This is a genomic window from Aliiglaciecola sp. LCG003, from assembly GCF_030316135.1.
Taxonomy (GTDB): domain Bacteria; phylum Pseudomonadota; class Gammaproteobacteria; order Enterobacterales; family Alteromonadaceae; genus Aliiglaciecola.
This window is the reverse complement of record NZ_CP128185.1, coordinates 3,167,940-3,185,264: the sequence shown is the minus strand read 5'-3', so window position 1 is coordinate 3,185,264 and position 17,325 is coordinate 3,167,940. Positions and strand designations below refer to the sequence as shown.

The 17,325-nt window shown below is 44.3% G+C and carries 18 protein-coding genes; 14 read left to right on the top strand and 4 right to left on the bottom strand.

Annotated features, from left to right (window positions below):
- Positions 1-44: 44 nt before the first annotated feature.
- The gene (gene ettA, locus QR722_RS13915; protein WP_286283504.1) at positions 45-1,712 is read right to left on the bottom strand and encodes an energy-dependent translational throttle protein EttA; all 1,668 of its coding nucleotides are present in this window, start codon (positions 1,710-1,712) and stop codon (positions 45-47) included.
- A 187-nt stretch (positions 1,713-1,899) separates the two neighbouring features.
- Here ettA and QR722_RS13910 point away from each other — a divergent pair, with 187 nt between their 5' ends.
- The 12 genes from QR722_RS13910 to QR722_RS13855 all read left to right on the top strand — a co-directional run bounded on the left by QR722_RS13910 (position 1,900) and on the right by QR722_RS13855 (position 11,710).
- The gene (locus tag QR722_RS13910; RefSeq protein WP_286283502.1) at positions 1,900-2,898 is read left to right on the top strand and encodes a Gfo/Idh/MocA family protein; all 999 of its coding nucleotides are present in this window, start codon (positions 1,900-1,902) and stop codon (positions 2,896-2,898) included.
- A 141-nt stretch (positions 2,899-3,039) separates the two neighbouring features.
- Positions 3,040-4,296: a serine hydroxymethyltransferase gene (gene glyA, locus QR722_RS13905; protein WP_286283500.1), complete on the top strand. Its 1,257-nt coding sequence runs from the start codon at positions 3,040-3,042 to the stop codon at positions 4,294-4,296.
- A 143-nt stretch (positions 4,297-4,439) separates the two neighbouring features.
- The gene (locus tag QR722_RS13900; protein ID WP_286283499.1) at positions 4,440-5,225 is read left to right on the top strand and encodes a CPBP family intramembrane glutamic endopeptidase; all 786 of its coding nucleotides are present in this window, start codon (positions 4,440-4,442) and stop codon (positions 5,223-5,225) included.
- Between the two features lie 108 nt (positions 5,226-5,333).
- Positions 5,334-5,729, top strand: coding sequence for a rhodanese-like domain-containing protein (locus QR722_RS13895; protein WP_286283498.1), 396 nt, complete (start codon positions 5,334-5,336; stop codon positions 5,727-5,729).
- A gap of 113 nt (positions 5,730-5,842) precedes the next feature.
- Positions 5,843-6,292, top strand: coding sequence for a transcriptional regulator NrdR (gene nrdR, locus QR722_RS13890; protein WP_286283497.1), 450 nt, complete (start codon positions 5,843-5,845; stop codon positions 6,290-6,292).
- Between the two features lie 26 nt (positions 6,293-6,318).
- The gene (gene ribD, locus QR722_RS13885) at positions 6,319-7,452 is read left to right on the top strand and encodes a bifunctional diaminohydroxyphosphoribosylaminopyrimidine deaminase/5-amino-6-(5-phosphoribosylamino)uracil reductase RibD (protein ID WP_286283496.1); all 1,134 of its coding nucleotides are present in this window, start codon (positions 6,319-6,321) and stop codon (positions 7,450-7,452) included.
- Between the two features lie 11 nt (positions 7,453-7,463).
- Positions 7,464-8,126 (top strand): riboflavin synthase, encoded by a 663-nt coding sequence (locus tag QR722_RS13880; RefSeq protein WP_286283495.1) that lies wholly within the window; start codon positions 7,464-7,466, stop codon positions 8,124-8,126.
- 67 nt (positions 8,127-8,193) lie between these two features.
- Entirely contained in the window at positions 8,194-9,291 is a 1,098-nt protein-coding gene (gene ribBA, locus QR722_RS13875; protein WP_286283493.1) for a bifunctional 3,4-dihydroxy-2-butanone-4-phosphate synthase/GTP cyclohydrolase II, read from the top strand.
- A gap of 55 nt (positions 9,292-9,346) precedes the next feature.
- Positions 9,347-9,820 (top strand): 6,7-dimethyl-8-ribityllumazine synthase, encoded by a 474-nt coding sequence (ribH, locus tag QR722_RS13870; RefSeq protein WP_286283492.1) that lies wholly within the window; start codon positions 9,347-9,349, stop codon positions 9,818-9,820.
- Positions 9,821-9,823: 3 nt separating this feature from the next.
- A complete protein-coding gene (gene nusB, locus QR722_RS13865; protein ID WP_286283491.1) occupies positions 9,824-10,255 on the top strand; it encodes a transcription antitermination factor NusB in 432 nt (143 codons plus the stop codon).
- 1 nt (position 10,256) lies between these two features.
- A complete protein-coding gene (gene thiL, locus QR722_RS13860; protein WP_286283490.1) occupies positions 10,257-11,219 on the top strand; it encodes a thiamine-phosphate kinase in 963 nt (320 codons plus the stop codon).
- The gene (locus tag QR722_RS13855; protein ID WP_286283489.1) at positions 11,219-11,710 is read left to right on the top strand and encodes a phosphatidylglycerophosphatase A family protein; all 492 of its coding nucleotides are present in this window, start codon (positions 11,219-11,221) and stop codon (positions 11,708-11,710) included. The genes thiL and QR722_RS13855 overlap by 1 nt, the downstream gene beginning before the upstream one ends.
- A 210-nt stretch (positions 11,711-11,920) precedes the next feature.
- On the opposite strand, the gene dxs is transcribed toward QR722_RS13855, so the two are convergent.
- From dxs to xseB, 3 genes are read right to left on the bottom strand one after another with little or no spacing between them, the layout of a single operon-like run.
- The gene (dxs, locus tag QR722_RS13850) at positions 11,921-13,786 is read right to left on the bottom strand and encodes a 1-deoxy-D-xylulose-5-phosphate synthase (RefSeq protein ID WP_286283488.1); all 1,866 of its coding nucleotides are present in this window, start codon (positions 13,784-13,786) and stop codon (positions 11,921-11,923) included.
- Positions 13,787-13,815: 29 nt separating this feature from the next.
- Positions 13,816-14,706 (bottom strand): (2E,6E)-farnesyl diphosphate synthase, encoded by an 891-nt coding sequence (gene ispA, locus QR722_RS13845; RefSeq protein ID WP_502872475.1) that lies wholly within the window; start codon positions 14,704-14,706, stop codon positions 13,816-13,818.
- Between the two features lie 2 nt (positions 14,707-14,708).
- Entirely contained in the window at positions 14,709-14,957 is a 249-nt protein-coding gene (xseB, locus tag QR722_RS13840) for an exodeoxyribonuclease VII small subunit (protein ID WP_286283486.1), read from the bottom strand.
- A 370-nt stretch (positions 14,958-15,327) separates the two neighbouring features.
- On the opposite strand from xseB, the gene pomA reads away from it, so the two are divergent.
- Positions 15,328-16,092 carry a flagellar motor protein PomA gene (pomA, locus tag QR722_RS13835; protein WP_286283485.1) on the top strand — a complete coding sequence of 255 codons (765 nt, stop codon included), beginning with the start codon at positions 15,328-15,330 and terminating at the stop codon, positions 16,090-16,092.
- Between the two features lie 2 nt (positions 16,093-16,094).
- A complete protein-coding gene (locus QR722_RS13830; RefSeq protein ID WP_286283484.1) occupies positions 16,095-17,021 on the top strand; it encodes a flagellar motor protein MotB in 927 nt (308 codons plus the stop codon).
- Positions 17,022-17,325 lie beyond the last annotated feature (304 nt).

Sequence of the window (17,325 nt, the reverse complement as noted above, 5' to 3'; positions counted from 1 at the left end):
AAGGCGCAATTGCGCCTTTTCGTTGTATTTCAATTGAGCAAAAATTATTTGCTGATTTTTTTGTATTTCAATCTATGGGGCTCAATCATGGCTTCACCAAGGGTTTCTTTTAACCAAGCTTCATACTCAGTAAAGTTGCCTTCGTAAAAGTTGATTTTTCCTTCATCACGATAGTCCATGATATGAGTGGCCACTCTGTCAAGGAACCAGCGATCATGGGAAATAATCATTGCACAGCCAGGGAATTCCAATATGGCATTTTCCAGCGCTCGCAATGTTTCCACGTCCAAATCGTTGGTCGGTTCATCTAACAGCAAAACGTTTCCGCCTGCTTTCAATAATTTAGCCAGATGGACGCGATTTCGCTCACCACCGGATAAGTCTTTGATGAATTTCTGTTGATCTGTCCCTTTGAAATTAAAGCGGCTGCAATATGCTCGGCTGTTGAGCTCGAAATTACCGATTCGAATAATCTCTGAGTCATCAGAAATTTCTTTATACACGGTATTTTTCTCGTTCATATGATCGCGAAATTGATCGACGCTGGCTAACTGCACCGACTCCCCTAATTCGATACTGCCTGAATCGGGTTGTTCTTGTCCGGTCAGCATTCTAAACAGGGTGGATTTACCCGCACCATTAGGACCGATAATCCCTACAATCGCGCCTTTGGGGACCTTAAATGACAAATCGTCAATCAGTAAGCGATCACCATAAGATTTACTTAGATGAGACACCTCGATGACTTTTTCCCCTAAACGCTCACCGGGCGGGATAAATAATTCATTGGTTTCATTTCGCTTTTGATAATCACCGGTGCTGAGTTCATCAAAGCGGGCCATACGTGCTTTGCTCTTAGCCTGACGACCTTTAGGATTGGAGCGTACCCATTCCAATTCTTGCTTAATTGACTTTTGACGAGCGCTTTCTGTGCGTTCTTCTTGTTCTAAACGTTTGTCTTTTTGGTCTAACCAAGAAGAATAGTTGCCTTCCCATGGAATACCCTGACCACGGTCGAGTTCTAAAATCCATCCCGCCACATTGTCCAAAAAGTAACGGTCATGGGTGATGGCAACAACAGTGCCCTCATAATCATGTAAAAAGCGTTCTAGCCAAGCAACGGATTCAGCATCCAAGTGGTTGGTCGGCTCATCGAGTAATAACATGTCGGGTTTTTCTAGTAACAAGCGGCATAAAGCCACTCGGCGTCTTTCTCCCCCAGACAATTTACTTACATCCGCATCCCAAGGGGGCAGGCGAAGTGCATCAGCCGCCCGCTCCAAAGCATTATCTAAATTGTGGCCATCTTTAGCTTGAATAATGCTTTCTAATTCGCCTTGTTCTTTTGCTAAAGCATCAAAATCTGCACCTTCTTCGGCATAGGCTGCGTAAACTTCATCCAAGCGTTTAATCGCATGAGCCACATCGGCTACGGCTTCTTCTATATTGCCTCGAACGTCTTTACTCTCATCTAATTTGGGCTCTTGTGGGAGATAGCCGATTTTCAGGTCCTGCAGAGGACGAGCTTCGCCCTCAATGTCCTTATCGATACCTGCCATGATGCGCAATAGGGTAGATTTACCTGAGCCATTCAAACCTAACACACCAATTTTAGCGCCAGGGAAAAAGCTGAGTGAAATATCTTTTAGAATATGTCGGTTGGGCGGGACGATTTTGCCCACTCTGTGCATGCTGTAAACGTATTGTGCCATTGATGATACTGATTAATTACGAATACCTGCTAGTGTAATCCAGACTTTCCTTTAGTCCAATGGCTGATGTGTTTTTTTGTCGGTAATAGCTCATTTGGTCTGATCTGTTGTTATTCTGGCCATAACAACTGGTATTTAGAGTCACAACCGGCACAATGGATAGATGACTATTTTATAAGAGAAAAAAATGACATCAATTCGATGGGGGATTATTGGCCCAGGCGGAATAGCCCACCAATTTGCCAAAGCTTTGGCGGCCTCAAAACAGGGGAGCTTGCAAGGAGTAGCGAGTCGTAGTCAACAGCGGGCGGTTGAGTTCGCCCAATTATATCAAGCCCCAGACACCTACGCTGATTATGACGCTATCATCAATGCTCAGAATGTCGATGCTATCTATATTGCCACACCACATTCCCATCATTATCCTTATGCTAAGGCGTGTATTGAAGCCGGAAAACATGTTTTGATGGAAAAACCATTGACCGTGAATGCCCAGCAAACTCGGCATTTAATTAATCTTGCAGTACGGCACAATTGTGTTTTTCAAGAAGCATTGTGGAGCCGCTATATGCCCTGTTTCGAGACCGTAAGAGACTGGTTGGATAAGGGGCTTATTGGTGATGTGCAATATATTAGTTCGCAAATCGGCTTCCCATTTTCGCATTTACAAAATCATCGATTAACCAGTCCAGGGCTTGCTGGCGGGGCCCTGTTGGACTTGGGAGTGTACAGCGTCAGTATTAGTCAGTTTTTGCTACGTGAATATCCAAACGCTATAGCTGCTATTAGCCAAATAAACTCAGATAGGGTGGATCAAAATACGTTGGTAAATTTAGCTTATCCTTCAGGGGTGAGCAGTCAGTTTACCTGCACCATCGGCGCTCAGGCTACCAACACCATGACCATCCACGGTAAAGCGGGCTATATATTATTACCGGCTCATTTTTGGAATGGCCAACATGCACAACGTTATCAAGATGATGAGCTGGTTGAATCTGTTGATTTTCACCATCAAGTAAACGGTTTTGAATATCAAATTGAGTCTATTATGCAGTCAATCTGTAGCGCACGATTATGTGATCCTCGCATGAGTCATGCCGACAGTATTAATGTCATGGAAACCTTGGATGAGGTGCGTAAACAGGTAGGTTTAACCTTTCCTGAACGCATAGAAAGGGTAGAATAAAACTAACCGGTATAAAACATTGCGTTTTAACGGTGTACATCGGCAACAAAATGACTAGAATAAGCGCTCATTTTTTGCCTGAGATTGTGCTTAGACAAAGTTATTTAATTTGAAAAAGTGCCAAGTTGTTGAGGAGACACCATGCTGACACGAAACATGAATATCGCAGATTTTGATCCGGAATTGCATGACGCGATTGTTAAAGAAACTCAACGCCAAGAACAACATATTGAATTGATTGCTTCTGAGAACTATTGCAGCCCAAGAGTGTTAGAAGCACAGGGTTCGCAATTGACCAATAAATATGCCGAAGGGTACCCACATAAGCGTTACTACGGTGGCTGTGAATATGTGGATATCGCAGAAGATTTGGCCATCGAGCGTGCTAAACAACTTTTTGGTGCTGATTATGCGAATGTTCAGCCACACTCAGGTTCACAAGCCAACTCTGCGGTCTTTATGGCCTTGTTAGAGGCTGGCGATACTGTATTAGGTATGAGCTTGGCCCATGGTGGTCACTTGACCCATGGCTCACATGTGAATTTTTCAGGTAAAACTTATCACGCCGTACAATATGGTTTGAATGAAGCGACTGGCGAAATTGATATGGAGCAGGTGGAAGCCCTAGCCCTTGAGCACAAACCTAAGATGATTATCGGTGGATTCTCAGCTTACTCAGGTATTGTTGATTGGCAGCGTTTCCGTGAAATTGCTGACAAAGTTGGTGCGTATTTATTGGTTGATATGGCCCATGTCGCTGGCCTAGTGGCTGCCGGTGTTTATCCGAATCCATTGCCTCATGCCCATGTTGTAACCACCACTACCCACAAAACTTTAGCGGGTCCACGAGGTGGATTAATCGTTTCTTCTTGTGGCGATGAAACCATTTATAAGAAATTAAATAGTTCGGTATTCCCAGGTAATCAAGGTGGTCCTTTGTGTCACGTGATTGCTGCAAAAGCCGTAGCCTTCAAAGAAGCGCTGGAGCCAGAATTTAAAGTTTATCAACAGCAAGTGGTTAAAAATGCCAAAGCTATGGTGGCGGTGATGCAATCACGTGGATATAAAATCGTATCTGGTGGTACAGAAAATCATTTGTTCTTGATGGACTTGATTGATAAAGACATCACCGGTAAAGAAGCTGATGCCGCGCTGGGCAGTGCCAACATTACCGTGAACAAGAACTCAGTCCCCAACGACCCACGTTCACCTTTTGTGACCAGTGGTTTACGCATAGGCTCTCCGGCAATTACCCGTCGTGGCTTCAAGCAAGCTGAAGCTGAGCAAGTTGCCACTTGGATTTGCGACGTACTTGACAATATGGGTGACCAAAGCACAATAGATCGAGTAAAAAGCGAAGTCCTTGCCCTATGTGAGAAGTTCCCTGTTTATGGGTAATCTGATTTGAATCATTGAAAAACCGTACCTGTGTACGGTTTTTTTATGTCTGAAAATAGACTATGTTGTGAGAACTTCAATTTGTTGAAGATATAACCCTTAAAATTTAATTTTCTAGCATATTGTATAGGACGACAATAGCCATGTTGAAAAATCCACCTTCTCTGCTAATTGCTTTAGGTTTAGTGATCACCTGGATAATATTACAAATCCTATTAGGCCTAGTGCTCTATCAATCTGGTTTAGTGACACAGTCCAGCGTTTTTTGGGATATGCTAGTTGTCACCATTGCTACCGGTATGGTGGTGTTACTGGCGATGAAGCACACTGAGTTGAGTTTCAGCGGCTTGTGGGATGATTCTGGCAATCAGTTTAGAAGCACAGCGACATTATTGTTTCCACCAATATGCGTGGTATTAGTCGGTGCCTTGTGGTGGTTTGCCGATATTCAAATGCAGTATTTTAAACTGATTCCGCCTAGCCCAGAGATCCTCAAGCACTTTGATATGTTAATGACGGGCGGTATCTGGTCTATATTGGCAGTGTGTGTGATTGCTCCGGTTATTGAGGAAGTTCTTTTCCGCGGTATTATTTTTCGTGGTTTTCTGCATCATTACCCGCCCAGTCTAGCGATAGTATTATCAGCGGTGTTATTTGCCGGTGCTCATCTGAATCTGTATCAGTTTTTGGTGGCACTGGTGATGGGTATTTTTTTAGCTTGGATATATTACAAAAGCCGCTCATTGTGGCCGTGTATTTTTGCTCATGCAGTGTTCAATACCAGCGCCTATATAGGTTACCAACCTATTGAACAATACCAATATAATTCTGTTGTAGTCAACGGTCTTACATTTGGGCTATCAGTGGCTGGTCTGTACCTTTTAAGCCAAGTTTTCAACCGTGGATTTAGCCGGCGCAAGCTAATTTAAGGCATTTTATTCCTTGTCTCAATTTTATCGAATAATGGCTTGCTTACCTCTATAAGCGGTTTGATATTCTGGCAAACTAGGGTCTTTATCATTAAACAGGGGCCCAAGATGTCATCTGTAGTAACCCGAATTCCTGCTGGGCAGAGCGACGCTGCCAAACAATACTTTAGCCAATTGCTGAGCTTCGAAACTGATTGCTGGGATGTACATTTCGCTCAATCGAATAGTCGTCAGGATTTTGTTTTACTGGATGTGCGCAATGCCCAGTTGTATGCGCAAGGTCATCTTCCCCATGCGATTAATATTGCGCATAAACAGTTAAGTGTAGAAAGTTTATCTCACTTCCCTGACGATACTGTATTTGTGGTTTACTGCGCAGGACCACATTGCAATGGCGCAGATAAGGCTGCGGTCAAGTTGGCTGATTTGTCTCGTCCGGTAAAGAAAATGATTGGTGGGGTAACGGGCTGGCTCGATGAAGGATTAAGCCTTGTGGTGGGATAGATAACATGGTTTTACAGTTTATGTCGGGCTAATTAGCCTATCGAACTATAATTTAGCTGCAAATTTTGCTAGTTTTAGCCCATTAAAATCTTGTTGAAAAGATACCAACATTTATGTTTTGTCCATTTTGTGCTGAACAAGAAACCAAAGTTATTGACTCGCGGCTGGTGGCTGAAGGCCACCAAGTTAGACGTAGACGTGAATGTACCAGTTGTCACGAGCGTTTTACGACTTTTGAAATTGCTGAACTAGTTATGCCCCGAGTGGTGAAACGAGATGGCTCCCGTGAACCTTTTAATGAAGATAAATTGCGCGCAGGACTGCAGCGGGCGTTGGAGAAACGTCCTGTGAGCACTGAAAAAGTTGAGCATTGTATCAGTCAGTTAAAGTCGTCTTTGCGGGCCACCGGTGAGCGTGAAATCAGCAGCGAATTTCTAGGTGGTTTGATAATGAACGCGTTGAAAGATCTCGACAAAGTGGCTTATGTGCGCTTTGCGTCTGTCTATCGCTCATTTGAGGATATCCGTGAGTTTGGCGAAGAAATTGCTAAGCTTGGCGACTAGACGTCCTATCGTGAGTGGATAACTTCATGACAGTTCAAACATTTTCTGCGCAAGATCACCGTATGATGGCCCAAGCCTTGAAGTTGGCTCAACGGGGTATCTATTCCACCTCGCCAAATCCAAATGTGGGCTGTGTGATTGCTGATGATAGCGATAACATAGTGGGCCAAGGCTGGCACCTTAAAGCCGGCTCTCCTCATGCTGAAGTCCATGCATTACGCCAAGCTGGGCGGTTGGCTAAAGGGGCGACAGCTTATGTCACTTTAGAGCCCTGTAGCCACTTTGGTCGTACGCCTCCCTGCGCGAATGCGCTAGTCGAAGCTGGTATTAAACGTGTGGTGGCCGCTATGGTCGATCCTAACCCTGCCGTATCTGGGCGTGGACTAGCCATATTGCAACAACAAGGCATAGACACCTCATATGGATTAATGGCTGAGCAAGCAGAAACGTTAAACCGTGGTTTTGTTAAACGGATGAAAACAGGAACACCCTGGGTAACCCTTAAGCTCGCTGCTAGTTTAGATGGCAAAACCGCGTTAGCTAACGGACGCAGTCAGTGGATCACTGGCACTGCTGCGCGCCAAGATGTGCAACGACACCGACTGGCAAGCTGTGCTATTTTGAGTGGTTCAGGTACGGTATTAACTGATGACCCAAGTCTCAATGTTAGACACCATGAGTTAGGTGATTTAGCGCAGCAGATAGATAAAAGTACCATGCGCCAACCCGCTAGAATAATATTAGATGGCAGGAATCAACTTCACAATGCGCTCAGATTGTTTGATCTTGCTGGCCAAACCTATGTATTTAATCAAACCTACAACTCGTTATTGAGACCTAGTGTTGAGCAAATTCAGTTGGCATCTAAGGATAACAAACTTGACTTGCAGGCCGTTCTGCAGAATTTGGCTGAACTGCAATTTAACAATATTTGGTTAGAGGCGGGTGGCCGACTAGCCGGTGCCCTAGTGCAACAAAATTTAGTTGATGAATTGATTTTATACCAAGCGCCCAAATTATTAGGCGATAAGAGTCAAAACTTGTTTGTAATGGATGAGCTAACCTCCATGTCGCAAACAAAGATGTTACAATGGTCATCCATCAAAATGGTCGGTGAAGACGTTAAATTTACCGCACGTTTTGTGCCTAATAGTGAATAATTAGAGAAATTATGTTTACCGGAATAATAGAAGATGTAGGGCATATCGCCAAATTACAGCCCACAGGTGACGATATTCGTCTCACCGTAAATGTGAATAAAATGGACATGTCAGATGTGGCCCTTGGCGATAGTATTGCCACTAATGGTGTATGTTTGACTGTGGTGGACTTTTCCAGCAAACACTACAGTGTAGATGTATCCCATGAAACTATAAAACGCTCTGGTTTTGCTGATTATGCTGTTGGCGACAAAGTTAACTTAGAAAAGGCGATGCAGGCCTCCTCTCGTTTTGGCGGGCATATCGTCAGTGGCCACGTCGACGGGGTTGGTAAAATCATCAGCTTAACCCAGATTGACCGTTGGTTAGAGGCCTGGATCCAAGCACCAGATGCCCTTGCTAAATATATTTCTGAAAAAGGTTCTATCACCGTAGATGGGGTAAGCTTAACCGTAAATGATGTAGACGGTGGCAAATTTATGCTGACGCTTATTCCCCATACACTGCAAGAAACCATCATTGGGAGTTATCGTGTTGGTAGCAAAGTGAATTTGGAAGTTGATCTTATTGCACGATACTTAGAACGCTTGATGATGGGCGATAAAGCCGCTCAAAGTACCAGTAAAAGCGGTATTGATCTGAAGTTTTTAGCCGAGAATGGTTACCTGAAATAACTAAAATCTACGTGCCGCGTAGAATCAAATTAAAACGTCATAACTGATTATAGAGAACCCTAAACACATGGCATTTCATAGCATTGCAGAGATAATTGAAGATATTCGTCAAGGCAAAATGGTCATTCTGATGGATGATGAAGATCGCGAGAATGAAGGCGACCTTATCATGGCTGCCGAGCATGTCACACCTGAAGCGATAAACTTCATGGTAACTCATGCCCGTGGATTAGTCTGTCTACCCATGACGGCTGAGCGTTGTCAAACCTTGAAATTGCCCCTTATGGTCGATAATAATGGCGCGCAATTCTCCACCAATTTCACTGTCTCTATTGAAGCTGCTGAGGGTGTAACAACTGGCATATCTGCCGCAGACCGAGCCCAGACTATATTAGCTGCAGTGAACAAGAATGCGCAAGCTAAAGACATAGTGCAACCAGGTCATATTTTCCCATTAATAGCTAAAGAAGGCGGGGTTTTGAATCGCGCTGGGCATACCGAAGCCGGAGTGGATTTAGCTCGCTTAGCAGGAGCAGAGCCAGCATCTGTAATTGTCGAAATTTTGAATGAGGATGGGAGTATGGCGCGCCGTCCCGAATTAGAAATTTTCGCACAGAAGCATGATCTTAAAATCGGTACCATTGCTGACTTAATTGAATATCGCAACCTAAACGAAACTACTATAGAAAAAGTGGCTACGTGTAAGCTACCTACTCGTTATGGTGAATTTGATTTAGTTACCTTTAAGGATGTCATCGATGATCAAGTTCATTTTGCCCTGTGCAAAGGCAAAATAGAGGGTGAGACTCCAACCTTGGTTCGCGTACATCTGCACAATACCTTCAGTGATTTACTCGGTTCCGAGCGTTCCATTGAACGTAGCATGGGTTTACCAGAAGCCATGCAAAAAATATCTGATGAAGGCGGCGTGTTGATCTTACTCGGAAAACAAGAAGATTTAATTGCCCAAGTTATACAATTTGAAGCCGAAGATAACGGCGAAATGCCAGTCAATGCTGCATGGCAGGGGACATCTCGGACCGTCGGTGTGGGCAGTCAAATACTGGCATCTTTGGGTGTTCGCAAGATGCGTTTGCTTAGCAAGCCGAAAAAGTACCATGCACTATCTGGTTACGGCTTAGAAGTCGTAGATTACGTATATTAGTTTAAGTAACGGTGTGCTACAATGCGCGCCGTTTTTCCTACAGGACTCTTGTATCATGAATATCATCGAAGGTAATGTTCGCGCAACAGGCAAAAAATTCGCCCTAGTTGTGTCACGCTTTAATAGCTTTGTTGTAGAAAGTTTGGTTGATGGCGCATTAGATACGCTTGATCGTGTTGGTGAAGTCAGTGATCAAGATATCACTTTAGTTCGCGTGCCAGGTGCTTACGAGCTGCCAATTGTCGCTAAAAAATTGGCTGAACAGAAAAAATACGATGCAATAATTGCTTTAGGTGCAGTTATTCGCGGTGGTACACCTCATTTTGAATTTGTTGCGGGCGAATGCAACAAAGGTCTAGCCCAAGTATCCTTAGAGTACGGTATTCCTGTTTCCTTCGGTGTTATCACCACTGATAGCATTGAACAAGCCATTGAACGTTCTGGTACTAAAGCTGGCAATAAAGGCGCTGAAGCAGCTATGGGCGCTTTGGAAATGGTCAATGTAATTGCTCAGATTGAAGAGGCTTAACACGTGAAGCCAGCGGCGCGCAGAAAGGCCAGAGAGTTAGCGGTTCAAGCTGTCTATTCCTGGCAGATGACCAACAATCCTGTAGAACAAATTGAACTCAGTATCGCCACTAGCAACAACATGGCTAAGGTCGATATGGGATATTTCCAGGAGTTGTTGCGAGCAGTAGTGAACGATAGCGCTAACCTAGATAAGACTATCAAGCCTTACCTAGGACGACTTCCAGAAGAATTGGATGTCGTTGAAAAAGCGATTTTGCGCATATCTACTTATGAACTAAGTGTGCGAATTGATGTGCCTTATAAGGTTGTGATCAACGAAGCAATTGAGTTGGCAAAATCCTTTGGTGCTGAAGAAAGCCATAAGTTTGTCAATGGTGTATTAGATAAAGCGGTTAAAACACTTCGTAAACACGAACTGTCTTATAAAGAGTAACGTGAAAGAATTCGATGTAATTGAGCGCTTTTTTAACTGCAAAAGTTATCAGCGCAAAGATGTAATTCAAGGTATTGGTGACGATTGTGCCATTACCCGTGTGCCTGACGGTCTCAATTTAGCTACCACCACTGATACCTTAATCAGTGGTGTGCACTTTCCCATAGACACCGCCCCAGAAGCCATTGCTCATAAAGCACTAGCCGTTAACTTGAGTGATCTTGCGGCTATGGGCGCTGAACCTGCTTGGTTTAGTTTGTCCCTGTCATTACCAAGTGTAGATGAGGCATGGTTAGACGCATTTTCCAAGTCATTATTTGAGCTTGCTGAGTACTATTCTATCCAACTGATTGGTGGCGATACTGTCAATGGGCCATTGTCTATTACTATCACTGCACAAGGGTTCGTGCCCCAAGAGCATGCTTTGATTCGCAGTGGCGCTATGCCTGGTGACTTGATTTATGTTACTGGCACCCTAGGGGACGCGGGCATAGGTTTAGGCATCCTACAAGGCAAGCATGACGTGAGTCAGCATTGCGCAGATTATTTGGTAAACCGTTTAAATTATCCAGCTCCTCGCCTGTTGGCAGGAACTGCGTTACGTAGAATCGCATCCGCTTGTATCGACTTGTCAGATGGTTTGGTGAGTGATATTAAACATATCCTCAAGGCGTCCCAATGTGGAGCAAAAATACAAGTTGATAAACTTCCTCTTTCTGTGGCTTTAAAAGAAGCTGTAGAGGTTGAGGATGCTTATCAATCTGCCTTGAGTGCCGGAGATGATTACGAATTACTCTTCACCGTAAGTGAAGAACAAAAAGGCAATTTAGACATTGCCCTAGCAAGTGCCAATATCAGTGTAACCTGTATTGGTCAATTGACGGGTTTGAAAGAAAAATTAGAATTACGCTACGAAGACGAACCTTACCAGGTTCAACGTTCTGGTTTTGAGCATTTTGCCTAATGATCCCTGAACTCCGTCAAAAAGTGTCATTGCGTAACCCAGTACACTTTTTGGCTTTTGGCTTTGGATCTGGACTTGCCTCAAAAATGCCCGGAACATTTGGCTCTATCGCCGCTATTCCACTTGTTATGTTATGCAGCCATTACCTTACATTACCTCTATACCTTGCAGTGACGGTGTTAGCTTGCATCTTGGGTATCTGGATTTGTGGGCAGGCCGCAGACGATATGGGCGTGCACGATCATGCCGCTATCGTGTGGGATGAAATTGCCGGGATGATGATAGTCATGGTTGCGGTTCCCTTATCGTGGCAAACCATGCTCGCGGGATTTGTGCTGTTTCGGTTCTTTGACATAGTCAAACCTTGGCCTATCAGCTACGTAGACCGTGTGTTACATGGTGGCATAGGGATTATGTTGGATGATGTGTTGGCTGGTGTGGCTGCACTGCTGAGTGTGCATTTGATGTTGTATTTAGCTTGGTTAGTTTAACCTTAGAAACTGCTGCTTAGCATCTCCACTTTTCATTTCCATCCTGAAACAAAATCAATCCATATCAACCTAGGGTGATTGCACTGTGGATATTTCGATTGTATGGGAGTTATCCAACTTCAGATTGGTCCTGCACGGCATAGGCTAAAGATTAAACGGCGCATTAGTGTCATCCACCAATACGCCCTCCAAGTAGCATCAACAGATGAATTAACTCGCTAGAAACCCTTCCACCTTGTGAATAATCCCAGCCGAATCTAAGCCTAGGTCGGCATACATTTGTTGTTGGGTACCTTGCATGATGAACTCATCAGGTAAACCAATCTGTAATAATTTGGTTGCACTTTTTTGCGTCATTAAATATTCCGCCACAGCGCTTCCAGCACCGCCGACTATGGCACCATCTTCCAATGAAACCAACAGGCTATGATCCAGACAAAGTTGGTCAAGGACGCTGGTATCCAAGGGTTTGACAAAACGCATATCTATCAAAGTTGCATCCAGTATCTCTGCTGCCTGCTGCGCAAAAGGTAGCAAGGTGCCAAAGTTTAAAATGGCGACTTGCTTACCCGCTCTAAGGCTGCGGGACTTGCCAATTGGAATGGCTTGCATCGTCTCTTCAATAACGACCCCGCTGCCGGTACCTCTGGGATAACGCACAGCGGCAGGCTGATTGAGTTTGTGCCCAGTATATAACATTTGACGGCATTCATTTTCATCCCCAGGGACCATGATGACTAGGTTGGGAATACAGCGCAGAAAAGATATATCAAATGCACCTTGGTGAGTCGGACCATCTGCGCCAACGATGCCGGCTCTATCTATAGCAAACAGAACCGGTAAATTTTGTAAGGCAACATCATGAATCAGTTGATCGTAAGCCCGTTGTAAAAATGTGGAGTAGATGGCAACCACCGGATTAAGCCCTTCTTTGGCTAAACCCGCGGCAAAGGTTACCGAATGCTGCTCGGCTATGGCAACATCGAAATATTGTTCAGGGTATTGTTGAGAAAACCTCACCATGCCTGATCCCTCGCGCATGGCGGGCGTAATCGCCATCAACGCTGGATCTACAGCTGCCATGTCACATAACCAGTCCCCAAACACCTGAGAATAGCTTGGGCCACTGGGCGCTGATTTTGGCAAAGCGTCGTCAGCTGGATTAAATTTAGGCACAGCATGAAATTTTATTGGGTCTTTTTCAGCTTGTTCAAACCCTTTGCCTTTCTTGGTTACCACATGAAGTATTTGTGGGCCTTTGATGTTGCGCATATTACGCAAAGTTTCAACGACCCCTTTTACATCATGACCATCAATAGGTCCGATATAATTAAAGCCTAATTCTTCAAAGATTGTTCCCGGGACTACCATGCCTTTTATGTGCTCTTCAGCTCGGCTGGCAAACTCTTTGATAGGCGGCACATTACTCAGAAGCTTCTTACCCCCGTCACGAATCGAGTTAAAAAAGTTACCGGTCAATAGGCGAGCTAAGTGGCTATTAAGGGCTCCCACGTTTTCGGATATTGACATCTCATTGTCATTCAAAATGACCAACAAGTCTTTATCCATATCCCCACCATGATTCAAGGCCTCAAAAGCCATACCTGCGGTCATCGCACCATCGCCAATCACGGCAACCACTTTACGACCTTTAGCTTCTTTATCGGCCGCAACTGCCATGCCAAGTGCTGCACTGATAGAAGTAGAGGAGTGACCCACAGCGAAAGTGTCGTATTCGCTTTCCGGCGGCCAAGGGAAGGGGTGTAAACCGCCTTTTTGGCGAATAGAAGTCATACGTTCTCGGCGGCCAGTTAGAATTTTGTGTGGATAAGCCTGGTGGCCGACATCCCAAAGAAGGCGATCGAAAGGGGTGTTATAGACATAATGCAAAGCGACGGTTAACTCTACAGTGCCTAATCCTGAGGCAAAGTGACCACTGCTTTTACTCACACAAGACAATAAATATTGCCGCAATTCATCGGCACATTGCTTCAATTGCTCTTGCGGTAGTTTGCGCAGTTCTTCAGGAGTGCCAGCCTTGGCCAACGTAGGGTAATGTGCTAAATCAAGAGTCATGAATTGCCTAATAGTTATTCTGAGTGTGTCTAATGGTTTCGTTGCACAGTGAAATCAGTGAACGTTTCCAAAACACTGGTATTGTAGGGTAAAGCACGCAATGCGTGAAGTGCTTGTTGGTGCAACTGGGATAAATAGTCCTTGGCGCCTCGCAAACCTAATATCGATGGATAGGTAGATTTGTTTTGCGCTTGGTCAGAACCTTGCGGTTTACCTAGGGTTGAAGAGTCTCCAACGATATCTAGAATATCGTCCTGAACCTGAAACGCCAGACCCAAGTTAACACTAAATTCATTGAGCAACCTTGTACTTTCTGGGGCTACATCCGGTGAAAGTGTCGCCGCCATAGAGACTGCTACACGAAGTAACGCCCCCGTTTTTAAACTATGAAGCTGTTGTAACTGAGCTTGGGAAATGCGTTTGTCTGTGGAGGCTAAGTCAATGGCTTGGCCACCACACATACCATCATAACCCGATGCATGGCTGAGTTGTTTGATGAGCGCTAATTGCATTTTAGGACTGTCATGGCTCAAAGTTGCATTAGCTAAAATGTCAAAGGCCATAGTTTGTAGGGCGTCGCCAGCTAAAATCGCGGTGGCTTCATCATATGCAATATGACAGGTTGCCTTGCCGCGACGTAAATCGTCATCATCCATTGCCGGTAAGTCATCATGCACTAAGGAATAGGCATGGATGCATTCAATTGCGACTGCCGGGTAATCTAGATCCTGCTGTTTTGCGCCTAACATTTCACCGGTTGCATAGACTAAAAATGGACGCATGCGTTTGCCACCATTAAATAGAGCATACTGCATGGCACTTTTAAGCTTAGGGGCATGCTCCTCGCTGACTTGAAAAAAGCCTTGCAGGATTTCATCAACCCGCAATTGATAATCTTTTTGTCGTTGGCCTAACTCAATCATCAAAGATCAGTCTCTTGCTCAAGGGGGGCCAGTTTCTCTTCACCATCTTGATTGGTTAAAATTTGTACTCTTTGTTCAGCCTCTTTGAGCATTTTTTGACTGGCTCTTGCCAATACTACACCCCGCTCAAACTTTGCCAGTGCTTGTTCTAGAGGTAAATCGCCACTTTCCATTTCAGATACAAGATCTTCAAGTTCTTGCATCGCATCTTCAAATGATGGTTGTGCTGTTTGCTTGGCTTTACTCATTTGTGTTGGAGGTCCTAGTGGCGGGAAAATTTAAGCCTTGAAAGATACCTGACGCACCTATTAGGGTCAATTGATTTTGCCTGTTAAATCGTTGCTCAACCTAGGTTTAGAGCTCAAAATATAAGTTGAGGTGTTATTGCATTACAGTGTTAGATTTTAATCTACAATTAGGTGCTATTTATTATACTGAAGTTAGGAATATGCTATGGTTTAATGAACCTAGAGTAGGGTTAAATAATTATTGCTTCAGATTTGTAATCTATAGCCGATAAAATTGAATATTTCAGTGACTTATCAAGTCAAGTAGCATTGTAAAATAGTTTGCTCGAAACGGGGTTTCGCAAAGTATTTGGCGTCTTTGGAGGACAGTGTGGATTTAGCAACCCTTATAGGTATGCTTGGTGCAATTGGTTTTGTTTTTATGGCCATGGTGTTGGGTGGAGATCTCAGCATGTTTATGAATGTGCCATCCATACTAATTGTATTCGGCGGAACGTTGTTTGTTGTGCTTTCGCAATTTTCTCTGGGCCAATTCTTTGGAGCTGGTAAAATCGCTGCAAAAGCATTTATGTTTAAAATTGAATCGCCAGATGACTTGATTCAAAAAATCGTTGAAATGGCCGATGCTGCTCGAAAAGGTGGTTTTTTAGCCCTTGAAGAGGCTGAAATAGAAAACGCCTTTATGCAAAAAGGGGTCGATATGCTGGTGGATGGTCACGATGTGGATGTAGTAAGAGATACCCTAGCCAAAGACATCGCAATGACCACCGAACGCCATGAGTTTGGGGCGACTATTTACAAAGGTATGGGTGACGTCGCACCCGCTATGGGTATGATAGGTACCTTAATTGGGTTGGTTGCCATGCTCTCAAACATGGATGACCCCAAAGCGATTGGACCTGCAATGGCGGTGGCTCTATTAACCACCTTGTACGGCGCATTTTTCGCTAACATAGTGTGTTTGCCGATTGCCGTAAAACTAGGTAATCGTGCGATTGAGGAAAAGATCAATCAAAGTTTGGTGTTGGATGGCATCATTGGTATTGCTGATGGGCAAAATCCCCGTGTCATCGAAGGTATTTTGAAGAGCTATTTGGCTGCTAATAAGCGCGGCAGCGCCGCTGAGGAAGAGTAGTAATGGCTGAGCAGGAATGTCCAAAGTGTCCACCTGAAGGACTTCCGGCTTGGATGGGAACTTTCGCAGACTTGATGTCACTGCTGATGTGTTTCTTTGTTTTATTACTGGCTTTTTCTGAAATGGACGTACTGAAGTTTAAACAAATCGCCGGTTCAATGAAGTTTGCCTTTGGTGTGCAAAATAAAATTGAAGTCAAAGACATTCCCAAAGGTACAAGCGTTATCGCAATGGAGTTTAGACCAGGGAAACCGGACCCCACTCCAATTGAAAATATCCAGCAGCAAACAATCGATATGACTCAAGAAATGCTTGAATTTCAAGCGGGTGATGAGGATTCTGCCGGCGGACGTCAAAAACAACGGGGTGAACAACGTGGCGGCTCTGCCCAGCAAACCGCCACCGACCAAGCGGCTAGTACAGCACAGATGCAAGCTACCCAGCAACAAACTAATGAGATGATGAAAAAAGTTGCTCAGCAGTTGGAAAAACAAATCTTAGACGGCTCTATTGAAATGGAGTCTTTGGGACAGCAAATCATTATTCGGATCAGAGAACAAGGCTCATTTTCAGCGGGGTCAGCATTCTTACAACCGCAATTTAAACCTATATTAAAGAACATTGGTGAGCTTTTAGGTGATGTCCCTGGCGAGATTGAAATTTCAGGGCACAGTGACAGTCAACAAATCTCCAATGAGCTATATCGTTCCAATTGGGACCTTTCCGCGCAACGTGCAGTGGCTGTGGCGGAAGAAATACGTCGGGCGACCGGATTTGATGAACAACGAATGATCGTTGTCGGCAAAGCCGATACAGCGCCGTTATCGACAAATGAAAATAATGGTGATCGGAGTCGCAATCGACGGGTCGAAATTTCTATAAATCAAGGCAAGCCTATGTATTCAAAACCTATTTCCGTGGTTGAATAAATTTAATCCTCAGTTTTTTGGCTTTACATTTTATTTATTGTTGGCCTTATTTGACATTAAAATGCTCCTCACTGCCAGGCTATGTCTGACAACCATTTATACCCCTGTAACCCTGTCTCGTATGACCTCACTGCCAGGCTATGTCTGACAACTCAAATTAGCGTAAGGGCGTTATTTTAAACCACCGTACCTCTGTTTTAGCCTCAACTAGGTAAATGCGATATGCTTATTTACTGGATTGTGCATTTTAGTGTTATGCCTATTGACTTAACTAACTCAATTAATTCGATCCAAACTCCTTTGA